Origin of the sequence: Methanosarcina sp. (genome assembly GCF_035390745.1) — an archaeon.
Lineage (GTDB): Archaea > Halobacteriota > Methanosarcinia > Methanosarcinales > Methanosarcinaceae > Methanosarcina.
The window spans coordinates 20,708-44,141 of sequence record NZ_DAOOUJ010000018.1; the positions used below are offsets into that span (position 1 = coordinate 20,708).

The following is a 23,434-nucleotide window of genomic DNA, read 5'->3' on the forward strand; positions in this document are numbered from 1 at the left end:
TGGAAGAAAATGAAAAGTAAAGAATGAGAAAGCAAAACACAAAAAAGATGAAAAATAAGGCAAAAAGGAGCCCGTTAAAGATTCCAGTTGCCTTCATAAGATCCTATTCAAGTTTTAGAGTTACCTATCAGACTTCCAATTCCAGAAATTCCATATTTTGAGCAACTGACATTTCCCTCCTGATTGAGAAGCCCGAGGACCTCATAGGGATTGTTACCTGCCTGTTTCATTTCTCTCAGAATATCCTCATTGATATCGATGACTGCGATTTCCGTAACAAGCCCTTCTTCGTCCCAGTTATCTCTGTCCATAAGCCAGAGGTCCGCCAGGTATTTTGAAATCCACGCAGGGTCGTCTTCTTTTGCCCCGCACTTCGCATTCAAAACATCAAAGTCAAATCCGAGAACCACTGCCTGCATTGTTCCGGCAGTTTTGTTTGTAACTACGAAGATCCCGGCAGGAGAGTTACCAATCTCCTCTATTTCCTCATCTGTAAGCGCAGAGACAAAGATTCCTCCTTTTCCAAGGGTGGCATCCCAGCGCGTTACAAAGACATCTTCTTTGCACCAGTTGGGGCAGGAGAAAACCGTATAACTTACCCCTTTGTTAAGCGGGTAATTTTCTTCCATCCAGTCTGCAAGCACAAAGCCGCTAGAAACTCCCGGGCAGAAGTGGTTGTGCAACTGCAGGCACTGCATAAGTTCATAATCAAGATTTCCTGTAGCCCAGCCATTGGCAATTGTAAGGATGGCAAATTCATGCCCATTAAAAACCGTTGAGTTAACTTTTTCATTCCAGGCTGCTATAGACTTCTTATTTTTAGAAAGCTCATCAAAGTTTATATTTTCTGTTACCTGATAGCTGATCTTATCCTCGTCTCCGTATGAAACCTCAATATAAGTACAGTTCCCGCTTGATTTGTCAAAAAAAGCAAACCAGAGAGGAGCATTCCTTGCATTCTGGACAACAAGGAGATTTCCCGTATATTTCAGGTCCCTTCCATAAAACTCCGAGTAAAAACTATCCAGAAAAATATAAGATTCTGCAGGAGAACCGAGATCTGTAATAACAAGACTGTCTTCAGGTCCGACGTTCCCAAGATTACTTTCGGCTGCGGCAAAAACCTGATTCATCAGTTCGGGATTATCAGCCTCAGATGCCATTCCTGGAATTGATACAAGGGAAAAAACAAGTATTGTCAGGAAAATAAAGTCTGTGATTTTTGCTTTTATTTTCCTGTTCGTGAACACACTTCTTCTAATCATACTCTTACCTCTACTGCCCATAAGTCACTTTTTTTACCCTGCATGCAGGTAGTATTCTCAAACGTAGCATTATTCAACAACCATGGAATAACAAGTAGGAGAAAAAAATAATTTTATGTTTTTTAGTGTTACAAATTATTGAAAAAATGATACATAAAACTTTCGAATTTTGTTGACGTTGAAGACTCAAGCAGGCAGAAAGGAAGATAACGAAAATTTACGGAAAAGAAAGAGACAGGGAAACAAAAAACGTAGAGAAAAAGTAACAAATATGAAAAGAAAAGAGAAAAAGAAGTAAAAATCAAAAATCAACGGCAGACAATAGTGTCAAATAGTCCGACTACAAATTCTGCCAGTTCTTTGCTCTTCTCGGTAGAAGTCATAAGGGTGTCTACCCTGGAAGCACGGCATCCGAGCTTCTCAAATGCGAACTCATCTGCACGGTCCCTTTCATCGAAAACGAAGACATCAAGGAAATCCTGATAGTATTCAGCAACACCCATGGAAGAGACTTCAAGCCCGCAGGCAGGCATCAGTTTTCCAGCAGGCCCGCTGACAGGGGAATTCCCGATAATCGGGCTGACTGCCACGACTTTTTTCTTTTTCAGTATCTCCTTCATTCCTGGAAGGGAAATAATCGGACCTATACTCGTGATAGGGTTGCTTGGGCCAATGAGAACATTATCGTCATTTTCAAGGGCTTCGAGCACTTTTGGAGAAATCGAAGCTTCGGAAACTCCTTTAATATCAACCCCAAGCACATCTGGTTCTCCATGTTTTCCAACCCAGAAGTCCTGAAAATGCATGACTCCGTGAAGAGTTTCTATGTAAGTGGAAACAGGGTCATCGGACATGGGCAGGATATTTGCCTTGATCCCGAAAAGAGACGCAAGTTTCACTGTTGCATCCGTAAGAGATGCCCCCTCCCGGATGAAGTTAGAACGGATAATATGGGTTGCCCTGTCCCTGTCCCCGAGCTTCATTCCTTCTTCGACCCCGAGTTCCTTCATACGCTCATAAGTCCTGAAGGTATCATTTTCTATGCCCCACCACTTCTTCCGGTCAATCTGGTCTGAGAAAAGATAGAGCACAGTATCAAGGTCTGGAGAGATCAGGTTCCCAGAAACCCAGAGGTCTTCGGCAGTGTTTACAACAACAGTCAGTTCCTCCGGCGGGAGAATTTCTTTGAGCCCGTCAAGGAGTTTTGGAGTTCCGGTGCCGCCTGAAAATATAATCATGATATTACCTGTTTCTAATACCTGTTTCCGAATTTATTTCAACATTCGGGCAGCAGGTATCCTTTAATTTGCGTATCAAAGTAATAATCAAAGTAATAGATACAGCAATATATAATGACATCTGTCTAAAGATTAATGAAAGTAGTCCTTGATCCTGTACACGGTTACATTGAACTGGATGAAGTTGTCCAGGAACTTCTGGCTACCCCCCAGATGCAGCGCCTCAGAAGAGTAAGACAGCTTGGATTTTCAAACCTTGTATATCCAGGAGCAAACCATACCCGTTTTGAACACTCCCTCGGAACCATGCACCTTGCCTCCATGCTTATGAAAAACCTCGACTCGATTGATGAAGACAAAAAGCTGGAGATCAGGGTAGCTTCCCTTTTGCATGATATAGGACATGGTCCTTTTTCCCACGTAACAGAGAACGTGATTTACAAATACACCAGGCGCAGGCATGACGAGATAAAGGAAATTGTAGGAAAAGGAGAAGTAAAAGAAGTCCTGAGCAAGCACGGGATTTACCCCGGAGAACTTGCAAAACATGTTGAGGGGGAGACCTCTTTAGGGCAGATCCTCAGCAGTGAAATCGATGTGGACAGGATGGACTACCTTGTCCGGGATGCTCATTATACAGGTGTCGCTTTCGGGGTCGTGGACTACAACCGCCTGATTAACCAGATGCGTTTTCATGAAGACAGGCTTGTGATCGATCACGGAGGGCTTAAAGCAGCAGAATCTCTTCTGGTCTCCCGCTTCTGGATGAACAGCTCGGTTTATTACCACCATGTGACCAGAATCTCGGAAGCTATGTGCTCAAAAGCTGTTGAGCACATGATAGAAGACGGAGAGCTTGACCCGTTCCGGCTAAGGCAGATGGATGATACAGACCTTGTTTCAGCCATGAGAAATTCAAAGGGGCATGGAGGAGAACTTGCAAGAAAACTTGATGCACGCAAACTCTATAAGAGGGCGCTTTATATAGGTCTTGAGGATGCAGGAAAAGGCGTGCTCAAGCACCGGGATAAAATTGAAAGGGCTGAGAAGGAGATTGCAGAACTTGCCGGAGTGGACCAGCAGTGCGTGCTCGTAGACATCCCGAAGACTCCTGAAATGCTTGAAATGAAAGCAATGATAAAAACAGACCACAAGCTGGTTCCCCTGAATGAAGCTTCACACTTCGTATCGATCCTCCAGGAAGCTCACATGGATAACTGGAGAATGGGGGTATACTGCCCGAAAGAACACTGTGAAGCTGTGGGAAAAGCTGCAAAGGAATACTTTAACGTAAAGAAAGTTACAAAACAATTCAAGCTGAGCGACCTGAAAGGAACTGAAGTAAAGGAGTAAAATCTTTGTTTAAAATCACAAGGAAAGTCAGCAGGATAGAAATCACTCTTGAAGCAAAAAAACTGGGAGAGGACTACCTGCTGACCCTTACTGGTGGAAAAGAACATGCTGGTGCGGTTGCAGTAGGGCTGTTTGATGAAAAAAGTGGAAGGGCCAGTTCCTCCGTGATCTCACTGCCCGGGCACAGGGAAGAGCAGCTTGCCCTTGACAGTGCAAAGCGGGTAAGCAAAGCAACAGGAAAAACGGCGGTCGTTGTTGCCGGAATTCACGTTGATAATATCAGCCTGGAAGAAATAAAAGAAATAGTCTCAGCCGCAGAGGAAATGCTTGGAAACTTCATTGCTTCCTGCGAAAAAAGTGACTAAACAGCAAGGAGAAGCGAATAATGGAAATAATTGTAGGTATCAGCGGGGCTTCAGGGGTTCAGTATGGAATCCGCCTTCTTGAAGTGCTGGCAAAAAAAGGGATTAAAACCCATCTTGTACTGACCGAAGCTGCAAAACAGATAATCGAAATCGAGACTGATTACTTACCTGTGGAAGTTGAAAAGCTGGCTACCTGGACTTATTCCCAGAAAGATTTTTCAGCGCCCATTGCCAGCGGCTCTTATAAAACTTCAGGAATGATTATTGCCCCATGCAGCATGAAAACCCTGGGAGCTGTTGCAAATGGCATATCCGATACCCTGATAACAAGGGCTGCAGATGTCTGCCTGAAAGAGGAGAGAAAACTTATCCTTATGACAAGAGAAACTCCCCTGAACCTGATACAGCTCGAGAATATGCTGAAAGCTAAACGGGCAGGAGCAAGCATCCTTCCGGCATGCCCGGGCTTTTATTCCAGACCGAAAACCATTGAAGACCTTATAGACACCATGGCTGGCAGGGCTCTTGACCTTCTGGGAATAGAAAATGACATTTATCAGCGCTGGGAATGAAAAAATTCTCATTTTGATGTGCGAGGTCAGAGTACAGCCGTATGTTCTAACGAAAGCTATATAAAGGATAATATCCTTTTGAAGGGACGCCCTTATGGCATATCCTTATGGGATAGTAGGGTAGCTTGGTCCATCCTCGAGCGTTTGGGACGCTTGGACCGCGGTTCAAATCCGCGCTATCCCATATTATACTTTTTTATACATTTTCCACCTTTTTTAGATGTTTCTGTAAAAATGAATATTTGCAGTTTATTTTTTAAGTTTTAGTGTTCTTAACCCCACTGTATGAGCCTATCCCAAAAGAGCTATTTTTTTATGCATTTATCATTGGTTTCATTACCACTCCTGGTTAGTAGTTCGATTGATTACTTCAAAATTGAGAACTAAGTAAGTAGTTTTTGAGTTTTGTGATTTGCTCTATTATTAAGCAGGATAATTGGCTCTTCGTAATTTTTCCACTTAAATTAAAGGAATTAGATAGCATATTACCATTCTTTTGATTTCCTCTTTATTCTACTGCATGCTGCTTATGAATTTTTGCAACAGAACCTTTAGAATAACCGTGAAATGAAACTTTTAATATCATCTCCAGGTGTCGTTGAGATCAGTGCCGCAACTATATTCGCCGAAATAGGTGATTTCAATGACTTTTCATCTGGTGATAAACTTGCTTCATGGCTTGGACTGGTACCTAATGTGTACCAATCTGCCGATAAATACCACAATGGGAGGATCACAAGGAGAGGGTCAAAAGTTGCAAGATGGATTTTAATTCAGGTTGCTCAGGCTGCAGCAAGAAAAAAATGGGAGCAAGTTAAAAGAGTTTTTTAACAGGAAAAAGAAGTCAATTGGACATGCAAAGGCGATTATTGCTCTGGCAAGGAAGATTGCAACGATAATATGGCATCTTATTACAAAGGATGAGATGTACGAAGATGAAACAGGATATGAAAAAGGAGAAGTTCAAAAGAGGAAGATTGTGGAAACCGAGATATTCTCGGTTGATGAACGGATATCAATAATTAGCGGAATATTCGCAATTATGGGAAAAGAGGACAGAGAGAGTACGTGAGGAAGATATCCTCATGTACTTTCATGCCAAAGAAAAGTTCAGAGGGAGTAGGCTTCACGAAGCTTAATCACAAGCCCTTCTACCTGTTCCACTGCCGTTCCTATATATTTATCAGGGTTCACAAGGTTCTCAATATCTCCGGCACTCAGGTACCTTGAAACAGAAGGAGTATCCAGAAGAACCTGTCTGAAATGCTGCCCTGTATCATGGGCTTTCATCGCTGCAGTCCGTACGAGTTCATGAGCTTCCTGCCTGCCCACCCCTCTTTTTGCAAGTTCTATCATTACAGCCTCGCCCATATTCAGACCCCTCAGAAGATCAAGGTTACGGCGAATGTTTTCGGGATAGAACCTGAGGTTTTCAAGTACACTGATTCCGAGCTTGATGATGTGGTCCGTAAGCACACAGGCTTCAGGGAAGACAACCCTCTCACATGAAGAATTAGTAAGGTCTCGCTCATCCCAGAGAGTGTTGTTGAGGAGCTCAGGTTCAACCATTGCCCTGACAATCCGGGCAAGCCCGCAGATCTGTTCGGACTTTATAGGGTTGCGCTTGTGAGGCATGGTAGATGAACCTACCTGTTTTTTCCCGAAGCTTTCCTCTATCTCGGCAATCTCACTGCGCTGAAGCGTCCGGATTTCAATCCCTATCTTATCCAGAGTTGTTACCACGTTTGCCATCCACATAACGAACTCTGCATGCCTGTCCCTCTGAATAATCTGGTTTGAGACATCCACAGATCCAATTCCAAGGTGTTGCATTGTAAGTTTCTGAATCAGGATCCCGGATTTTCCAAAAGCCGCCTGGGTTCCGACAGCCCCGGTCATCTGCCCAACGGTAACTCTTGGGGTTAATTCATAAAGGCGGTCAAGATGCCTTGAAATCTCAGAAGCCCAGATTGCAAAACGGAGGCCGTAAGTTGTTGGGACACCAATCTGCCCGTGCGTTCTTCCGCAGCAAACCGTATTCTTATGGGTTTCAGCCTGGTTTACCAGAACCCTGAGAAGAGTTTTGAGTTTGTCTTCCAGAATATCAATTGCGTCCTTAATCTGGAGAGCCGTTGCAGTATCAAGAATATCATTTGAAGTGGCTCCAAAGTGAACCCACTTTCCTGCGTCATCCCTGCACTTTTCAGAAATCGCAACAACAACAGCCATCATGTCATGGTGAATCTCAGCTTCGATTTCATCGACCCTCTCGGCTTTTACAGAAGTAATGCATTCGGATATAATTTCTGCCGCTTCTGCGGGGATAAGCCCCATATCTGCTTCTGCCCGGGCAAGGGCTGCCTCGGTCTGTAAGATCTTAGCAAGTCGGTTTTCCTGACTCCACACAAATTTCATTTCCGCTGTACCGTATCGGTATTCTATAGGATGGATAGCCACATCAATCACCTTACTGGAATCGGGAATTAAATATCATCCCGGGTCTAGATTAAACCTTAAATCAATCCTGGTTATAATAGTCTGAATTAAATTTACGTAAATTATTCCTAGCCTAAGATAGTCCTTAGACTAAATTACCCTTAGCCTGAATGACCCTGGGGGTTTGAGAGTAACTTTTTAATTTTAGATATTGCTTGCAACTGGCAGTGAAATAATCAGTGAAATTATATTTAATAGCCCGCTTACTGCCAGAATTAACCGTATTAGTCGTAATATTATTGTGCCAAATAAGGTTTTTTACTCAGCCTTAAAACTTCAGCCTGCAGGCTACGGGATAAACAACAGGACAGATAAATAAGCTTCGAGTCCGAATGTTAGAAAGAAAAACTGAAATTGGAAAAAACAGAAAAAAAGAGTTAAAATCCCAGTTAGCGGTGGAAATTTTTGATGAAAAACATTATATGTATTAACATCCATTAAGCGGGCTATATACCGTATTGAGAATAAAAAATAATAGCAGGTGACAAAAAATGGGTCGTTTTCCAGAAGCAGAAGAAAGAATATTAAACAAAAAAATTTGCATGAAGTGTAATGCAAGAAACGCCACAAGGGCAACCCGCTGCAGAAAATGCGGTTCCAGTGCTCTTCGTGTTAAATCCAAGGAATCCAAGGGAGCATGATCTTTTTTGCAGGTGGAAGCACACCTCCAGAAGATTATTGAAAAGGACGGAAAAGTTCATCTTACCCTTATCGATCCGGCGTCCCAGACGCCTGAGCGAGCCGCCGAAATTGCTCGCGCAGCAGTTGAAGGAGGCACTGATGCCATCATGATAGGGGGTTCAACCGGAGCGTCGGGAACCCTGTTAGATGAAACGGTAATAAAAATCAAAGAGAACGTAAATGTCCCTACCATCCTTTTCCCGGGAAGTTCAGCCGGGCTCAGCAAGTACGCAGATGCGGTATTTTTCATGAGCCTTTTGAACTCAAGGGATCTGGGGTATGTAATTACAAACCAGGTGCTTGGAGCTCCGCTTGTATACAGGAGTCAGATTGAGCCAATCTCCATGGCATATCTTATAATTGAACCCGGAGGCACTGTTGGCTGGGTAGGGGACGCGAAACTGATTCCCCGGAAAAAGCCTGAAATTGCTGCAGTCTATGCCCTTGCAGGCAAATACCTTGGGATGCATTATACCTACCTTGAAGCTGGATCTGGAGCTGATGCACCAGTCGCCCCCGAAATGATAGGGGCTGTCAAACAGGTACTTGGAGAAAACAAACTTATTGTTGGCGGTGGAATCAGAGATGCAAATACGGCAAAGCTCTGTACCTCTGCAGGTGCGGACATGATCGTTACCGGCACAATTGTCGAAGAAGTAAAAGACGTCGCTGCAAAGGTGGCTGAGATTGTGTCAGCCATAAAAAGATGAGTTTCTTTTTAAGGATAAATTCAAGGTGTGCTACCTGCTTTTTGACAGTCAAAAAAGATTTGCTACACTTAACCAATTTTAAATACTATTTTTTTGAGTTTCGGTTTTTATAGAGCTTTAGTTATTTCGATTTCCTGCCTTCAGGTCTGATAAAGAAGTGACATATGGTTTCTGTCGTTTTGTAGATTAAATATTTTTGTAGATTAAATATAAAACAGCCGCCTGTCAATAAATATTAAGGACATGGACCCTCAAAAAAGCTCAGAACCAGTAAAAAATGTAGAATAGGTAGGAAAGATGAACGTCAGAGAGGACGTTTACGAACAAATCATCGAAATCCTTAAAGATGCAAAAAAAGTGGCAGATCTCCTGGTTGAAAGAGCAGAGCTCTAAATCAGGAAAAAATGCTGAATTGCAGAGTTTGATTTATTATAACCTTACTTATACCGAAACATTTTATTTCTTAAACCTTTTTTATACTTGGAAACTATCCTGATGCTTAACGTTCCGAAACATGTAATGTCACCATGTATAGATAGCTACAAGTAACCTATTACAATAAATAGACATAGAAGTAACACATATATTTATTTTATTAATATGTTTTATTAAAATAAGATCTTTGCTATCATTATATGATCCAAAAAAACAGGCAAGAGCAAATAAGCTCTTGCAGTAAAGTATGCAATCCCCCTATGGGACCCTAACTTGCAATCAACACTAAGAGGTATGATTATGATCAGAATTTCCAACCTGGTAAAAGATTATGAGGTACGCTCCGAAAAAATAAGAGTATTGGACCATATCGACCTCACGGTGGAGGATGGAGAGATCCTCGGAATTACAGGTCGAAGCGGAAGCGGAAAATCTACCCTTCTGCGGATAATCCGTGGAGTTGAACCCTTTGATGAAGGGACTGTGGAAGTTGATGGAGAAACTGTAACCCCGAGTTCAGGATTTGAAGGAGAAAAATTCCTGAAAAGTGTCACCGCAATACACCTCCAGCGGAATTTTGGGCTCTGGAACGGGCCTGCAATAGAAAATATAATGAGAAAACTGAATTATCTCAAAATAGGGCATGAAGCCATTCCGAGCACTGGAAGTGAAGAGTATGAGGAGCTCTTAGAAAAAGCTATGCCGTACATGAAACTCGTGGGTCTGGAAAGTAAAGCCCTTCATTCCACCAATCTCCTGAGCGGTGGGGAAAAGCAAAGAGTTGTAATGGCAAGACAGCTTGCCGCAAACCCTAGAGTGCTTCTCCTGGACGAACCCGTAACAATGACAGGCCCGGATACAAAGCAGGAAATTCTTGATGTGATAAAGAGCCTGAAAGAGAAACTGAATATCCCTATAATAGTAGTCTCTCATCTTCCTGAGATTCACGCGTATCTCGCAGACAGGCTTATTTTCCTGGAAAACGGTAAAATAGCAGCCGACGGAGAACCTGCCTGGGTACTTAAAAATTTCCTGAGAGATATGAAACCAAGGGAAGAACTCTCAGAACCCAGGAATAATGAGGTCTGCATTAAAGTAAGAGATATCTCAAAACGTTATTCTCTTATCCGGATGGGAGAAGTCCTCAATATCATAAACTTCTCTCTGGATGTTCATAGAGGAGAAATTCTGGCATTTATAGGACCTTCTGGAGCCGGAAAAACAACCATAATGAAGCTGATGGAAGGACTGATCAAACCGAAAAGCGGGTCAGTTGAGTATCTCTGCAAGGGTGAATGGGTGGATGTCACTGAATACAGCAAGAAGCGCATGGAACTCAGGCGGATAATGAGCATTATGAACCAGGAGTTCTCAATGTCCGTAAACTCAACTGTAAGAGACCAGATCCGCTTCAGACTGAGCATGAAAAAACAGGGTGCAATCGAATACGCAAGAAATAAAGCCAGAGAAATGGGACTTTCGGATGAGACCCTGGATACTATTTACCGCCTGCCTGATATGCCTGAAGAGGAAAAGACCGACGTGCTAAGGGAACTGAACCTCAATGACACGATTTACTCCGAACTCTTCCCAACCATTCCAGTAACAGATGTTGATACATATTCAAAGCCAGTCTTTGAAGCCCTTGACCTGTCAATGGAAGTCCTTGACAAAACTCCTTACCAGATAAGCGGAGGAGAACACGTCAGAGCTTTTATTGCCCTGAGCCTTGCAACCTCTCCCGAGTACCTTATGCTTGACGAGCCTTTCGGAGACCTTGACCCGGTAACCCTGAGAGATGTAACAAATTCATTAAAAAGGATTAACAAGCGCTTCGGCACGACCATCGTACTCGTAAGCCACCATATGGACTTTGTCAGGGAAGTTGCCCACAGGGCTGTATTAATAGAAAACGGAGCTCTTGTAATGGACGGAACGCCGATTGAAGTCTGCCAGGAGCTGATCAACAGGAGTAATGCTCCTTACATGGAGCACAGCCTGGAAGATCTTATTGAAGGCTAGATGGAAAAACAGTAATTAACCTGAAAATTAACAATCTGAGAGTCTGCTCCAGACTCTTTTTTCCGTTTTTATTTCAATATTACCAGTTAAATAAAGTTTTTGCAGATTATTTTGAAAAACAGCAGCGGATAGAAAACGAAAATAATTAGAGATTATTTTTCATCATTCAGAGATTCTTTTATAAGCCGATCCCATTCCTCGTTTCCGAATGTTATGTACAGGTTCTGGGGTACGATTGGTTTCTCAAGGTCTTTAATTGTTTTTTCCGAAAGAGACTGAGTTGCAACAATTTCTTTTCCGGCAGACCTGAGAAGTTTTTTGTATTTTCCTATTAGAGGTTTCAGCATGAGATTTTTCTGTCCTCTGAAAATTTCTCCTTCTCCCCTATAGATTTCTGCAATCAGTTCGGTATGAAAAGTTCTTGCCAGCCTCCTGAAGAAAAGGCTCTCGACTTCAAAATTGGTTTGTTCTGGCAGCCCTGCGTTCGAGATTACGACGAATTTCGGATACTTTTCGTAACGCTTGGCATGCCTGTACTCACCCTTCTCATCCTCCTCAAAATGAGGTAAAAGCACAGGAGAAAGCCTATCTATGAAATTTTTCATTATGGAAGGAACGTTATCGAAGTATACAGGGCATGCAAAGACCACAATATCCGAATCCATGAACCGTGGAAGCAAATCATCCATGTCATCGCGAATTGTACAGCTGCCCGGCGTCTTAAGCCAGCACTCAAATTTTCCCCTGCAGTACCTGATCTTTTTTTCTGCAAGAATAATATTCTCAGTTTCTGCCCCGGCTTCTTCTGCCCCTTTCAGGAACTCTTCAACCATAATAAGAGTATTTCCTTCTCTGCCCTTATGGCTCCCGCTGAATACAGTTATTTTCATATAATAACCCCCTGCTTTCCCATAAAAACCGAAACTGGTGCGAGCCGTTTTCTCGGCACGTAATTCCCAAAATCGTTCTCAAAACTCTTTATTTGCACCTGCAAAAAGAGCCATCTTCAAAGAGAACTTTCTCTCTACATATTACTTTCATTTCTGTCCTCATTAATATTCTGACTGAACTTTTTTCCAGCATTCCAGGCTTTACCGAGACGCTCGCCGATTCCCCAGTAATTGTTATCATACATGGAAAAAACGATGGGTTCTATCTTTTCGATATCTGGAATCCCATTGCAGAGGTATTTTTCTTCTGCATAGCTTTCCACAATTTCACCAATAAAAACCTCATTGGACCCGCCGAAATCCAGTGTATCCACCAGCCTGCATTCAAGGTTTACAGGGCATTCGCGGATCATCGGAGCTTTTTCGAGCTTTCCGTAAAAAGTTTCGAAAATACCGGATTTATCGATCTTTTTCCCGGAAACGATGCCGCAGTAATCCGTAGCTTCAAGCATGTACCTGGAAGGAATATTCACGCTGAAGCACCTGTTTTCCCTGATCCCTTCATTTGTATAGTGCATTTTTCCCAGAGTAACCGCAATCATCGGGGGACCTGCCTGAACTATTCCGCAAAAAACAACAGTAAGGTAGTTTGGCTTTCCGTTAACATCAGCACCCACAAGGATAGTGGGCATAGGATAAAGGAAATTTCTGGCTCCAATAGCTTTCTTCTCTCCGATTTCCACCCTTTCATCCTCCACAAAGCTGCACAAACAAAAATCCAGGTTCTCGAATATACTTTCCACGAACCTGAAGAGTAATACCTAAAAATGTATTTTTGTATATGTATTCTCCAGATATGTAATTAGCATTCCGGTTTTCGTACGGAGCAGAATAAGATTCAACAGAACAGGATATGACCGGGCAAGCAGTTGATCCTTATAAACGCTCACAGGATGAGAACAAAAAGAATTTGAGAAAAAAATTACTTTCCAATATTACCTGAAAATGTAGTTATTCTACTTTTCGGATAGACTCTTAGTCCGGGTTAACTATTCAGAAACCTCCAGTAGATATTAATCTACAAATATATAATATAGGGGGATATGAAAAAAATGAGAAGGTCCCTTTAGAAATTCTGCTGTAATGAGGGCATTGAAAACTGAGAGAACTTTACAACATTGAGAATCCGCACATTTCTTATATATGCTGATGTTATATGATAGAAAAATATAAGCATATGTATTAAATATTCAAAGTTAAGAAGAAATAAATGTTTGAAATCAGATATTATCCTGTAAATTTTAGAGCTATTCCCTTAAAAACTTAAACCAGATTTAGAGCGCGGAAAGTTGATATAATATCTCCACCGCCTCTGTTTCATGCCCCGCTCAAACCCTGATTGTGCAATGAAGATGCACTTATTGTAAACACATGGAGGGGGAAAGATTCTGATAAAAAATACTGACAAATGCCCCGAACTTTTTTCAAGCATCCCACAGAGCTCACAGCTCTCTGCTGTATATAGCGATATTGAAGAACTTACTGAACTACTTATTGCCTATTTTAAACAGGGAATTGAGAGGGGAGAGTACTGTCTCTGGACCGTCAATGATGAACTGGAAGTAGAAAAGGCAAAAAAAGAACTTGAGAAAGCAGGAATGGATGTAGAGAAGTGTTTAACTTCATCCCAATTAGAAATTATTACAGCCGAATCGCTTTCTAAAGAACTCCCGCTGCCTGAATCAGCAGTAAAAGAACTTGTGGAAGGAAAGAGTGAAAAAGCCTTTTCTGAAGGATTTCCTGGTTTCAGAATGAATGTGGATATTACCAGAACAGAAGGCTTCTTCAAGCCCGACCCTGAAGTTTTAGAAGAAAGCCTTAAAGAAATTAACCCGGATAACAGAAGAAAACTTACATATCTCTGCAATTATCCTCTGAAAGAATTATCAGGCAGTGAACTTCTTGAGCTGGTAGAAGAAAAGGGCGTTCTCGTTAAAAGAGGAGAGAAATGGGAATATCTAGTACACACATGCAATGTAAACGGGCAAAGAGAGCTTGAAACAACCCTTCTCAAAGCAAAAAAAGACGCTGAGGCCACAAACAGGGCAAAGAACAGTTTCATAATGAATATGAGCCATGAGCTTCGGACTCCACTCAACTCAGTTATAGGTTTTTCGGATCTGCTGCTGGAAGGGGCTTTTGGTCCCCTGAACACAAAACAATCAAAGTACGTAAATAATATACTGATAAGCGGGAAAAGTCTGCTCGAAATCATTAACAACCTGCTTGATATATCCAGGCTTGAAGCCGGGGAAAAGACTCTTAAATATGAAGATGTAGATGTTGCAAGCCTCATCGGAGAGGTAAGAATGAGCCTTCTTTCTCCTGCTTCTGTCAAGAAGATTACTATTGAACTGAAGATCGATCCCTCTGCAGGAAATGTTCAGGCTGATACTACAAAACTCAGGCAGATCCTGTATAACCTGGTAAGCAATGCCATAAAGTTTACTTCTGCGAAAGGGAAGGTCGTTATCAGCGCCTGCAAAAAGGAAGGAGTTCTCGAGGTTAAAGTCTCAGATAATGGAATAGGGATTTCTAAAGAGAGCTACGAAAAGATATTCATGCCTTTTACACAGGCGGATTCAACTGCAGCAAGGGGATATGGAGGAGCAGGTCTTGGGTTATTTATTGTAAAGAACTTTGTAGACCTTCACGGAGGGAATATCTGGGTGGACTCCGAAGTAGGAAAAGGAAGTACATTTACCTTTACCATTCCGGAAAAATTAGAAAATACCTCCCTCAGGGAGGGCGAAGTTAAAAAAACGAGATCATCTTCGAAAGGAAAAAAGTGAAAAATAATCAAAACTGGTTACAGGAATAAGCTGCGGATACTGGAGCGATTCCTATATCAAGCCAGTATTTGTAAAGGCGGCAAGCCGTTGATACTACTATAATTCAATAAATCCAGGGAAAGCCTGTTTGCAAACTTCTGTATCTTTACATCCTATTAAAAGTCATTTCAGGAGATAGCTACAGGCTTTGATCATTTGTTTTTCCGCTGTTTTTTTCTGTAGAGAAATACACCTGCGGCAGCAAGGGCGACAAGCAGGATGCTGGCTGTAATCAGGCCTGAGTTACTTCTTTGATTTTCCTCAATCTGCTTGATATGAAGATTGCTTACTAAACTTTCGTGTTCGTTAATGCCGTTGCTGTAACTTGCAGAAAGACTAAGATTTACTGGTTCAGAGGTTTTTCTTTTGTTTTCCAGAGACGAATCTGCTATAGCATCAAACTTTATTGTGAAAAGTTCATCAGGATCCATGGGTCCAATGAAATATTCGACAGGATAAAAATTTACACCTTCAGCTTCGGGTCTTATACTGACAGAGCTGAAACTGTTTGGATGAGTATTAGCTACATCAAATTCTAAAGTAGCTTCACCATTTACCAGTGTGAGAGGTTTCGAGGGAATTACCTTTACATTCGAGGAGTCAACTTCAAGGGGAATATTTTTCCGGCTATTGTAATCAAAAGAATTGCCTTCGATTGCAAGTTCAAGATTGTGTGTCCCCTCATTTGCGCCCTCAGAAGCCATAACATTAAATGTCAGTTTGATACTATCCCCTGGACCAATGAGCCCCATTTCTCCGTAGGGGGCATCAAGAACAATTATTCCATCAGAAAGCGATCTTAAAACTGCAGACTGAATCCTCGCATTGGTATCATAATCTTCTTCACCGATAGTAACAGTAGGAGCTGTTGCGGTATTGTTCAGGGTTACTGTGATAGTCCCTCTATCACCGGGCATAAAAACTTCAGGGGATGAAACAATTTCTGCAAGCTCAACAGTGCCTTTGCTGTCAAAAGTCTCGGTACCTATCCTTATATCAAAAGATTCTTCACTCCATGGGTCGCCCTCGTCAGTTCTCACGCGAACGTCAATTGACCTGACCCCCTTCTGAGCATTTTTGTCCACAAAAAGGTGGAACTCTCTTGACGCAAATTTGCCAGGAGCAAGTGATCCAATGTTCTGCACGGCATTTTCCTCTGAGTCAAGGGAAAAGGGATATTCAGGAACTATTTCGATATCAACATTTTCTGCCCTGTCTCTTCCTATGTTTTCTACCTGCACCGTCAGGTCCAGGTATTCTCCTATTTTAGCAGGATAGGGATTTGTTTCAACTATTGTAACTTTCAGGTTAGCACTGGCAGTCGACGCAGATACAGGTGCTGAAAAAATAGATGAAACTAAAAGAAGAAATACAATAATAGAGGTAACTGGGGGCTTCATTCCTTTCATTTTAAATCATCCTGATTTACTGAGGAGTTTAGAGATTAATTATCGGGGGTATCTGGATTATTCAGGTGTATTCTGGTATTTAGAATCTCAGAATTATTAGTGTTGAGGAGAGATGTTCTGAGTAACCGGAGATTCAAGATATTCTAATTTATCTTACTGCTGTATTATTCCGTCTCTTACAAGTACTACCCTGTCGGCATACTTCGCAATTTCAGGATCGTGGGTTATCATTACAATAGTTCTTCCATCTTCGTTAAGTTTAGTAAACATGCCAAGAATTTCACAGCCTGTTCTGGAGTCCAGATTTCCTGTGGGCTCGTCGGCAAGAATGATTGCCGGATCATTGATAAGAGCTCTGGCAATGGCTACTCTTTGCGACTGCCCCCCGGAGAGTTCTCCGGGCTTATGATGCATGCGGTCCGCAAGCCCTACCATATTAAGAAGTTCTTTTGCCCTTTTATGCGCATCCACACCCTCTCTTGAATTAGCATAAGTGGGCAACTCAACATTCTCAAGAGCTGTAAGCCTTGGAATAAGATTAAAGGTCTGAAAAACAAAGCCGATCTCAAGTCCCCTGAGCCTGGCAATCTCCTTATCAGACAATTCGCTGACATCAAGGCCTTTAATAATGATTTTTCCTTCTGTGGGTCGGTCAAGAAAACCTATAAGGTTCATGAGTGTGCTTTTTCCTGAACCTGAAGGGCCCATTATAGCAAGAAATTCCCCTTCATGTACTGTCAGATTGATATCGCGGAGAATAGGAACTTCCATATCCCCCAGGACATAACTCTTTTTAACATTAATAACTTCTATTACCGGAGATCCAGATAGATTTTTTACTTTCCGGCCTCCAGACAGGTCAGAATGTGGCAACTCACACTTAAGGGAGTCTGTATATGAAGTTTCATCAGAGAAAAAAAGACTTTCTGCAGGAAGCATATTTTCTTTATTTTCATTTATTGTGCCCGCTTCCAGCTTCGAAACTCCGTGAGAAGAAACTTCATAATCAAGTATTTTAGACTTCATATCTGCTCCGGTGCTGTTTAAACTTTGAAGAAATTATTTATGGAATTGCTTTACGATATCAACGTTTTTTGCTCTTAAGTGTTGTTATCCGTCTACTTTCAAGATTAGATCTACAAAAAATAAGCGTTATCAGCTCAGTTTTCTAAGTTTACCTTTTTAATCGAAATTACTAAAAAGCTGGGCAGCGTGCCAATTTTTCTGTAAAACTACGAATTTTAAGAGAGTGTTGAGTCAAAAATTCGAAATCAATAGATTGGTTTTACATCCGGTGATCAAAAAATTGACTTTGAATTTACAGCAAATTTGCAACACTGCCAAAAGCAAAGAAAAAAAGAAGAATGGTAAAAAATGTTAAAAATAAGGGTCATTTCTTCAAACTAAAAAACCCTCACTCATACCTTAGGGCATCCACAGGATTCATATTCGCAGCCTTTCTTGCAGGATACAGGCCTGCGCCTACACCTACAAGAACCGAAATAAGAATTCCGATTTCAATTAACATGAAAGGAAACACCGGAGGAAGTTTGAGAGCACTTTCAAGGATATATGCTCCAAAGCCCCCTATGGCAGTACCCAATAATCCCCCAAGAGAGCTGACCATTATCGATTCAAGTAAAAAAAGGGATAAAATATTGGAACTGCTGTAACCTACGGACTTCATGATACCGATCTCCCTTGTGCGTTCCGTGACTGTCACGAGCATGATGTTCATTATTCCTATTGAGCCCACGAACAGTGAAATCAAAGCAAGGACGAGCAGGAAAGAGCTTAAAGCATCTCCCAGTGCGCCAGTCTCCTTGAGAATATCTGCCTGATCAAATACCGTATAAGGCTTCGAATCTTCGTCATCGATGTCCCTTTCAGCAATTCCGAAGTTCCTGGCAAGTTTTTTATCTACATCCTCCGAAATATTGCCGATGTTTTCAGAAGATTCTGCCATCGCAAAAAAGGCTCCATAGTCCTGTTCTCCGGTCATCTCATTCATGGTTGAAATAGGAATATAGACAATCATGTCTGTACTGCTGTCTCCACCCACAATAGTTTCTTTTGAATCCTCCAGAACTCCTTTTACTTTGAATTTTTTTGTCACAAGCGTACCGTTCTCCTGTCTGAATGAAATATCTACACTGCTCCTATGTGAGATACTCCTGCCAAATTCCTCTTTTGCAAGGTCATACCCGAGTACGGCAGAGTAAATGTCCTTATCAGTAAGGAAACTTCCCTCCGCCATTTTGATCCCCTGGATTTCCTGAAAGTCTCCGTTTACGCCAACAACGCTCACACTTTTAGTATCCGAAAGGTAACTAATCTCTCCGGACACTATTTTTCTGGGAGAAACTCCTAAAATCCCGGGAGTATTTTCAATGATTTCAAGCTCACTATCATAGAAGAGGTTGGGCTGATCGCTATATGCAATTATAAAGTTTGAGCCCACAGAGCTAACTTCGTCAGTGAAGAACTGATTAAAGCTGGCACCGAGGGATGCATTTATAATTACTGCTGCGACACCTATAACAATCCCGAGTGTTGTGAGTGCAGACCGAAGCTTGGAGCTGCATATGCTTCCAGAAGCAATATGGGCCGCCTGTACAAATTGTATCATATTTTACCCCCACAAATATGACATTTTAAAGACTTCTGGTAGTTCATTGCTTTTTTCTTCTGTACAGGAGAACGGCTGCAGGGATAAAAACAACTGCAATGAGACCCGCAATTGCAACTGAAGAGTTTGTTTCAGAAGGCAATAAGTCAGTTGCAAGTTTTAGATTACTTACAACATTTTCGTGCCTGTTAATCCCGTTATTATAGCTCGCAGTAACAGACATGTTCATGCTTTCTGAGTCTCCTTTGTCGAAATCCTGAGAGTTATCCCTTATTGCATCAAACTTTATTGTGAAAAGTTCATCAGGATCCATAGGTCCTATGAAGTACTCTGCAGGATAAAATTTCACACCTTCAGCTTCGGGTCTTATGCTGACAGAGTTTAGCTCGTTAGGGTGGGTATTTGCTACATCAAACTCTACAGTAGCTTTCCCATCTACCAGCTCGAGCGGTTTTGAGGTAATTACCTTTATATTCGAAGAATCAACTTTAAGAGGAATGTTCTTCCGGCTGTTGTAGTCATAAGAATTTCCTTCGATTTCAAGTTCAAGGTTGTGAACTCCTTCTTTGGCGTCTTCTTCGACTTCAACATTAAAAGTTAATTTAATACTTTCTCCAGGACCCAAAAGCCCCATTTCATAATAAGGAGCATACTGGACAGTAATTCCATCAGACAGCGGTCTCAAAACTGCAGCCTGAATTCTCGCATTGGTATCAAAGTCTTCTCCACCGATAGTAACTGTAGGCGACGTTGCGGTGTTCTTAAGAGTTACTGTGACGGTACCTTCATCTCCTGGCATAAAGACTTCAGGAGAAGTAACGATCTCTGCAAGCTCGACAGTTCCTTTGCTGTTGAAAGTCTCAGTGCCCACCCTGATATCAAAAGATTGCGTACTCCACGGACCGCTTTTACTGGTTCTCGTGCGAATATCTATGGAACGAGTTCCTTTCTGGGCATTTTTATCAACATATAGAGAGAACTCTTTTGTAGCGGTTCTGCCAGGATTAAGAGCTCCTATGTTCTGAATAGCGTTTTCCTTTGAGTCAAGAGAAAAAGGATATTTAGGAACTATTTCAATATCAACGTCATCTGCTTGAGCTCCTCCTACATTTTCCACCTGTATGTTTAGGGTCAGATATTCTCCTATTTTTGCAGGATAAGGATCTGTTTCGACTATCGTTACTTTAAGGTTTGCACTCCCTACAGCTGCAGAAGCCGGAAATGCAAAAACGGAGGCGATTAGAAGTAAAGAAAAGAAAGTTGCAATAATACGCTCTTTAATTAACCCCATATATTCCCACCTTATATTCCCACCTTATATACTCACCTTATATACTCACCTTATATACTCACTTATTAATTATACCGAATTACTCCATCTTTTACCAGGACAACCCTATCAGCAAATTTTGCGATCTCAGGGTCGTGTGTAACTATTACGACCGTCCTTCCCTCCTTATTCAAATCCATAAATATGCGAAGGATTTCAAAACCAGTTTTCGAGTCCAGGTTTCCAGTCGGTTCATCAGCAAGAAGAATTGAAGGATCATTGATGAGTGCCCTTGCAATTGAGACCCTCTGGGATTGACCTCCCGAAAGCTCTCCAGGCCTGTGATGCATACGATCCTGTAAACCCATAAGACTAAGTAGTTCCTTTGCACGCTTTTGTGGATCTATGCCTCTTGAATTGGCAAAAGTTGGAAGCAAAACATTCTCAAGAGCTGTCAGACGAGGGACTAAATTGAAAGTCTGAAAAACAAAACCTATTTCAAGTCCCCGGAGACGAGCAAGCTCTTCATCTGACATTCCATGCAAGTCGCGTCCATTTATAAAGACCTGCCCTTCAGTGGGCCTATCCAGGCAACCTATCAGGTTCATAAGAGTACTTTTTCCGGAGCCTGAAGGACCTACAATCGCAAGGAATTCTCCTTTTTCGATTTTAAGGGAAATATTTGAAAGTACAGGAACTTCCATATCCCCAAGCATATAACTTTTCCTGACATTGGAAACCTCGACAATAGGTAACCTATCATCAGGTAAACTATTCCCATTAATGTTCACATCCCCCTCCCCAATTTTACTGAGATATGATCAGAAAGAAATTACATTGAATGATCTTAAGTGCTTTTACTCTATGTAAGAAAATCCATTTTAATCTATGCTCTATAAATTTATAGAATAAGAGGAGATTTTAAACTTAAGGATTATCGATTAATGGAGATCATTCTCGACACTTAAAATCGAACTTTGAAAACTGGCACTACGTACACTGTTTTGGACTTTTGGACAGAGTGCTGAGCTTCAAATACTACTTTTGCTTAAAATTGCCAGGAATAAAAAAGGAATAATCGTGAGCAGTAAATATAAGCCGTCAGAATTTATTTCTGAAAGCGCATGGCATTTTCATAAAATTTATGCTCCAGGCCTGAAACCTATCTTTGTTATTTTAAGACAGCCTCTTACAGATAGGTTGTATAGACACGACAGAAAAACACAGTCTTTGGACTATTCAGTTTCAAAAAGTTATTCTTCAAACTGGGGGCGATTGAAAAATTTAGACGGAATCTAAAGCTATAATGGAACATTCAAACATATAATGCTATATAAAACATGTGCGAAGTTATAAAAGGGACTTCAGTTAAATCTTTGAGAACTATTATTCGTAAGGATATGTAATTATCTTCAATTTATATAATCTGATATGTATAGCTAATTATAGCCACTATTAGAGAGAATTTCAAACTTATAAAGAGTGGAGGGGATTGGTATGATCTTCGAGCTGATCTATAAGAATGTCAAGATCGCCTACGAATCAACTTTCCTTAGACTGCTTTACTGCTTATAATTAAGCTGTAAAAGCAGGTGTATAACGGGAAACGAACAAAATACAGGGAAATAATGGAGAAAACTGATATGATCTTCGAGCTAATCTATAAGAATGTCAAACTAGCCTACGAGTCAACTTTCCTTAGACTGTTTTACTGCTTATAATTAAGCTGTAAAAGCAGGTGTATAATGGGAAAAGAACAAAATACAGGAAATAGCGGAGGAAACTGATATGATCTTCGAGCTGATCTATAAGAATGTCAAACTAGCCTACGAGTCAACTTTCCTTAGACTGTTTTACTACTTATAACTAAGCAACAATCTGATGAGAAATGGAAATAATATGTATAAAGTTGCCGGTTTCTCAGGCAACTTTTTCTTTTAAAATGAAATATATAATGATTACTTTTTTTACATTTTAGCTTATGTTTGACAGCGCCCACTAAGAACCTATCCGAAAAGTCCTGATGCTCTGAATGTTATCCATGAACATGCTAAGTGAAGCATAGCAAGGTAATTCTCAATTTTATTTTCCCATCTTATAAGCAGTCTTCTGAATCTGTTTAGCCATGAATTTGTCCTTTCTACAATCCATCTTCTTGCCCTAAAACCTGGTATCTGTATTCTTATGTTTTCCTCTCCGCGACCTTTGATATGGGAAGTATACCATATTCTTTAACCGGAGTTTATACTTTATAGTATAAAGCCACGTCAAGCGACATGACTTTTGTAGGGTCTAACCAAAAATTAATTCTGTTGGCAATGATTCCAAACGTTTTAATATAAAACAGATAAATATAGAACCAATTAAACAAATTGGCGTGGCCAAAAATAGTTAATTTCCCACTTTATAGGGTCTAACACAAAACCTCTATACTAAGACGCCCTATTACGGTTTCTTTAGTATAGAGATGGTGAGAATCATATAAGTATCAATCGGTGGGCGAACTCAAGATGTGGCGGCGTCAAAATTGAACTAAACAGGTTTAGAACTTAATTAGTTTTTTGTTGGACTTCAGATTATCGCAAGCGTCAGCCATTCTTTTTTGATATATTATAAACTCCGGTTTAACCAATTGTCTGATATCAGGAAAATCGTATCCTGTATCCATACATATGTTCTGAATAACAGCATCTGTAGACGGTCTTTCAAAAATAATGGCATCAAAAGTCTTTTTTACAAGCTTTTTGTCGTGACGATTTGCTCCATCAACTGTTACTGAAAGTGGTATACCTTTACCATCTGTTAAAATGCTCCTTTTTGTACCTTTTTTGCCACGATCAGTTGGATTAGCTCCAGTCCCAGCTCCACCTAATGGTGCTTTTGTCATTGCGCCATCAATTGCTTGCCACTCCCACTCTAACCCTTTTATAGTATCATAATCCAGTAGACCAGCTTGCCACATTTTTTCAAATAGGCCTGATCTTTGCCATTCCTGAAATCGATCATGAACGGTGCTTGGAGCTCCATAAAATCGTGGCAGAGATTTCCATTAGCAACCAGTACGAAGGAGATAAAAAATACCACTCAGTATTCTCTTATCATCTTTTCGAGGTCTTCCAGGCTTCTTTTTTGGTTTAGGGAGAGGTAATAAGGGTTTCATGCGTCATCGGTTAAGCGTTAGACAAGCTCTTCTCTATGTGTTTTTATA

16 protein-coding genes, 1 tRNA gene and 4 pseudogenes are annotated in these 23,434 nt (G+C 41.2%); 9 read left to right on the forward strand and 12 right to left on the reverse strand.

Features of this window, described 5'->3' with window-relative positions:
* Positions 1 to 107: 107 nt before the first annotated feature.
* A complete protein-coding gene (locus tag PLL47_RS06470; RefSeq protein ID WP_324445380.1) occupies positions 108 to 1,265 on the reverse strand; it encodes an FmdE family protein in 1,158 nt (385 codons plus the stop codon).
* Between the two features lie 308 nt (positions 1,266 to 1,573).
* Positions 1,574 to 2,503, reverse strand: coding sequence for a 2-phospho-L-lactate transferase (cofD, locus tag PLL47_RS06475; RefSeq protein WP_324445381.1), 930 nt, complete (start codon positions 2,501 to 2,503; stop codon positions 1,574 to 1,576).
* A gap of 135 nt (positions 2,504 to 2,638) precedes the next feature.
* On the opposite strand from cofD, the gene PLL47_RS06480 reads away from it, so the two are divergent.
* The 5 genes and pseudogenes from PLL47_RS06480 to PLL47_RS06500 form a co-directional block, all read left to right on the forward strand.
* Positions 2,639 to 3,856: an HD domain-containing protein gene (locus tag PLL47_RS06480; RefSeq protein WP_324445382.1), complete on the forward strand. Its 1,218-nt coding sequence runs from the start codon at positions 2,639 to 2,641 to the stop codon at positions 3,854 to 3,856.
* Between the two features lie 5 nt (positions 3,857 to 3,861).
* Positions 3,862 to 4,221 (forward strand): prenylated flavin chaperone LpdD, encoded by a 360-nt coding sequence (gene lpdD / locus PLL47_RS06485; RefSeq protein WP_324445383.1) that lies wholly within the window; start codon positions 3,862 to 3,864, stop codon positions 4,219 to 4,221.
* 14 nt (positions 4,222 to 4,235) lie between these two features.
* Positions 4,236 to 4,793: pseudogene (locus PLL47_RS06490) on the forward strand (UbiX family flavin prenyltransferase); the annotation flags it as partial.
* Between the two features lie 109 nt (positions 4,794 to 4,902).
* Positions 4,903 to 4,977: transfer RNA gene (locus tag PLL47_RS06495), tRNA-Pro, on the forward strand.
* A 371-nt stretch (positions 4,978 to 5,348) separates the two neighbouring features.
* Positions 5,349 to 5,865, forward strand: a pseudogene (locus PLL47_RS06500) (transposase); the annotation flags it as partial.
* Between the two features lie 38 nt (positions 5,866 to 5,903).
* Here the strand turns inward: PLL47_RS06500 and purB are convergent.
* Positions 5,904 to 7,250 (reverse strand): adenylosuccinate lyase, encoded by a 1,347-nt coding sequence (purB, locus tag PLL47_RS06505; protein ID WP_324445385.1) that lies wholly within the window; start codon positions 7,248 to 7,250, stop codon positions 5,904 to 5,906.
* A 530-nt stretch (positions 7,251 to 7,780) separates the two neighbouring features.
* Between purB and PLL47_RS06510 the strand changes: the two genes are divergently transcribed.
* The 3 genes from PLL47_RS06510 to PLL47_RS06520 all read left to right on the forward strand — a co-directional run bounded on the left by PLL47_RS06510 (position 7,781) and on the right by PLL47_RS06520 (position 11,137).
* Positions 7,781 to 7,930: a 50S ribosomal protein L40e gene (locus PLL47_RS06510; protein WP_324445386.1), complete on the forward strand. Its 150-nt coding sequence runs from the start codon at positions 7,781 to 7,783 to the stop codon at positions 7,928 to 7,930.
* 6 nt (positions 7,931 to 7,936) lie between these two features.
* Positions 7,937 to 8,680 (forward strand): phosphoglycerol geranylgeranyltransferase, encoded by a 744-nt coding sequence (locus PLL47_RS06515; protein ID WP_324445387.1) that lies wholly within the window; start codon positions 7,937 to 7,939, stop codon positions 8,678 to 8,680.
* A 735-nt stretch (positions 8,681 to 9,415) separates the two neighbouring features.
* Positions 9,416 to 11,137, forward strand: a complete 1,722-nt coding sequence (locus PLL47_RS06520; protein WP_324445388.1) for an ATP-binding cassette domain-containing protein — start codon at positions 9,416 to 9,418, stop codon at positions 11,135 to 11,137.
* A 152-nt stretch (positions 11,138 to 11,289) separates the two neighbouring features.
* On the opposite strand, the gene PLL47_RS06525 is transcribed toward PLL47_RS06520, so the two are convergent.
* A complete protein-coding gene (locus PLL47_RS06525) occupies positions 11,290 to 12,027 on the reverse strand; it encodes a flavodoxin family protein (protein ID WP_324445389.1) in 738 nt (245 codons plus the stop codon).
* A gap of 134 nt (positions 12,028 to 12,161) precedes the next feature.
* Positions 12,162 to 12,770, reverse strand: coding sequence for a flavin reductase family protein (locus PLL47_RS06530; RefSeq protein WP_324445390.1), 609 nt, complete (start codon positions 12,768 to 12,770; stop codon positions 12,162 to 12,164).
* 747 nt (positions 12,771 to 13,517) lie between these two features.
* Between PLL47_RS06530 and PLL47_RS06535 the strand changes: the two genes are divergently transcribed.
* The gene (locus tag PLL47_RS06535; RefSeq protein ID WP_324445397.1) at positions 13,518 to 14,879 is read left to right on the forward strand and encodes an ATP-binding protein; all 1,362 of its coding nucleotides are present in this window, start codon (positions 13,518 to 13,520) and stop codon (positions 14,877 to 14,879) included.
* A gap of 191 nt (positions 14,880 to 15,070) precedes the next feature.
* Here PLL47_RS06535 and PLL47_RS06540 read toward each other — a convergent pair whose 3' ends face one another.
* The 7 genes and pseudogenes from PLL47_RS06540 to PLL47_RS06570 all read right to left on the reverse strand — a co-directional run.
* The gene (locus PLL47_RS06540) at positions 15,071 to 16,327 is read right to left on the reverse strand and encodes a COG1361 S-layer family protein (protein ID WP_324445391.1); all 1,257 of its coding nucleotides are present in this window, start codon (positions 16,325 to 16,327) and stop codon (positions 15,071 to 15,073) included.
* A gap of 153 nt (positions 16,328 to 16,480) precedes the next feature.
* Positions 16,481 to 17,353: an ABC transporter ATP-binding protein gene (locus tag PLL47_RS06545; protein ID WP_324445392.1), complete on the reverse strand. Its 873-nt coding sequence runs from the start codon at positions 17,351 to 17,353 to the stop codon at positions 16,481 to 16,483.
* Positions 17,354 to 17,741: 388 nt separating this feature from the next.
* Positions 17,742 to 18,956, reverse strand: a complete 1,215-nt coding sequence (locus PLL47_RS06550) for an ABC transporter permease (RefSeq protein ID WP_324445393.1) — start codon at positions 18,954 to 18,956, stop codon at positions 17,742 to 17,744.
* A gap of 43 nt (positions 18,957 to 18,999) precedes the next feature.
* The gene (locus PLL47_RS06555; protein ID WP_324445394.1) at positions 19,000 to 20,247 is read right to left on the reverse strand and encodes a COG1361 S-layer family protein; all 1,248 of its coding nucleotides are present in this window, start codon (positions 20,245 to 20,247) and stop codon (positions 19,000 to 19,002) included.
* 65 nt (positions 20,248 to 20,312) lie between these two features.
* Complete coding sequence (locus PLL47_RS06560) at positions 20,313 to 21,017, reverse strand: ABC transporter ATP-binding protein (protein ID WP_324445395.1); 705 nt, start codon at positions 21,015 to 21,017, stop codon at positions 20,313 to 20,315.
* A 1,215-nt stretch (positions 21,018 to 22,232) separates the two neighbouring features.
* Positions 22,233 to 22,448 (reverse strand): annotated as a pseudogene (locus tag PLL47_RS06565) (transposase); the annotation flags it as partial.
* Between the two features lie 401 nt (positions 22,449 to 22,849).
* Positions 22,850 to 23,386 (reverse strand): annotated as a pseudogene (locus PLL47_RS06570) (IS5 family transposase); the annotation flags it as partial.
* Between the last annotated feature and the right edge of the window lie 48 nt (positions 23,387 to 23,434).

Coding starts and splice junctions, on each gene's coding strand:
- PLL47_RS06470 (WP_324445380.1), bottom strand. CDS start 1,265: ATGATTAGAAGAAGTGTGTTCACGAACAGGAAAATAAAAGCAAAAATC.
- PLL47_RS06545 (WP_324445392.1), bottom strand. CDS start 17,353: ATGAAGTCTAAAATACTTGATTATGAAGTTTCTTCTCACGGAGTTTCG.
- cofD (WP_324445381.1), bottom strand. CDS start 2,503: ATGATTATATTTTCAGGCGGCACCGGAACTCCAAAACTCCTTGACGGG.
- PLL47_RS06480 (WP_324445382.1), top strand. CDS start 2,639: ATGAAAGTAGTCCTTGATCCTGTACACGGTTACATTGAACTGGATGAA.
- PLL47_RS06510 (WP_324445386.1), top strand. CDS start 7,781: ATGGGTCGTTTTCCAGAAGCAGAAGAAAGAATATTAAACAAAAAAATT.
- PLL47_RS06520 (WP_324445388.1), top strand. CDS start 9,416: ATGATCAGAATTTCCAACCTGGTAAAAGATTATGAGGTACGCTCCGAA.
- PLL47_RS06550 (WP_324445393.1), bottom strand. CDS start 18,956: ATGATACAATTTGTACAGGCGGCCCATATTGCTTCTGGAAGCATATGC.
- PLL47_RS06555 (WP_324445394.1), bottom strand. CDS start 20,247: ATGGGGTTAATTAAAGAGCGTATTATTGCAACTTTCTTTTCTTTACTT.
- PLL47_RS06540 (WP_324445391.1), bottom strand. CDS start 16,327: ATGAAAGGAATGAAGCCCCCAGTTACCTCTATTATTGTATTTCTTCTT.
- PLL47_RS06525 (WP_324445389.1), bottom strand. CDS start 12,027: ATGAAAATAACTGTATTCAGCGGGAGCCATAAGGGCAGAGAAGGAAAT.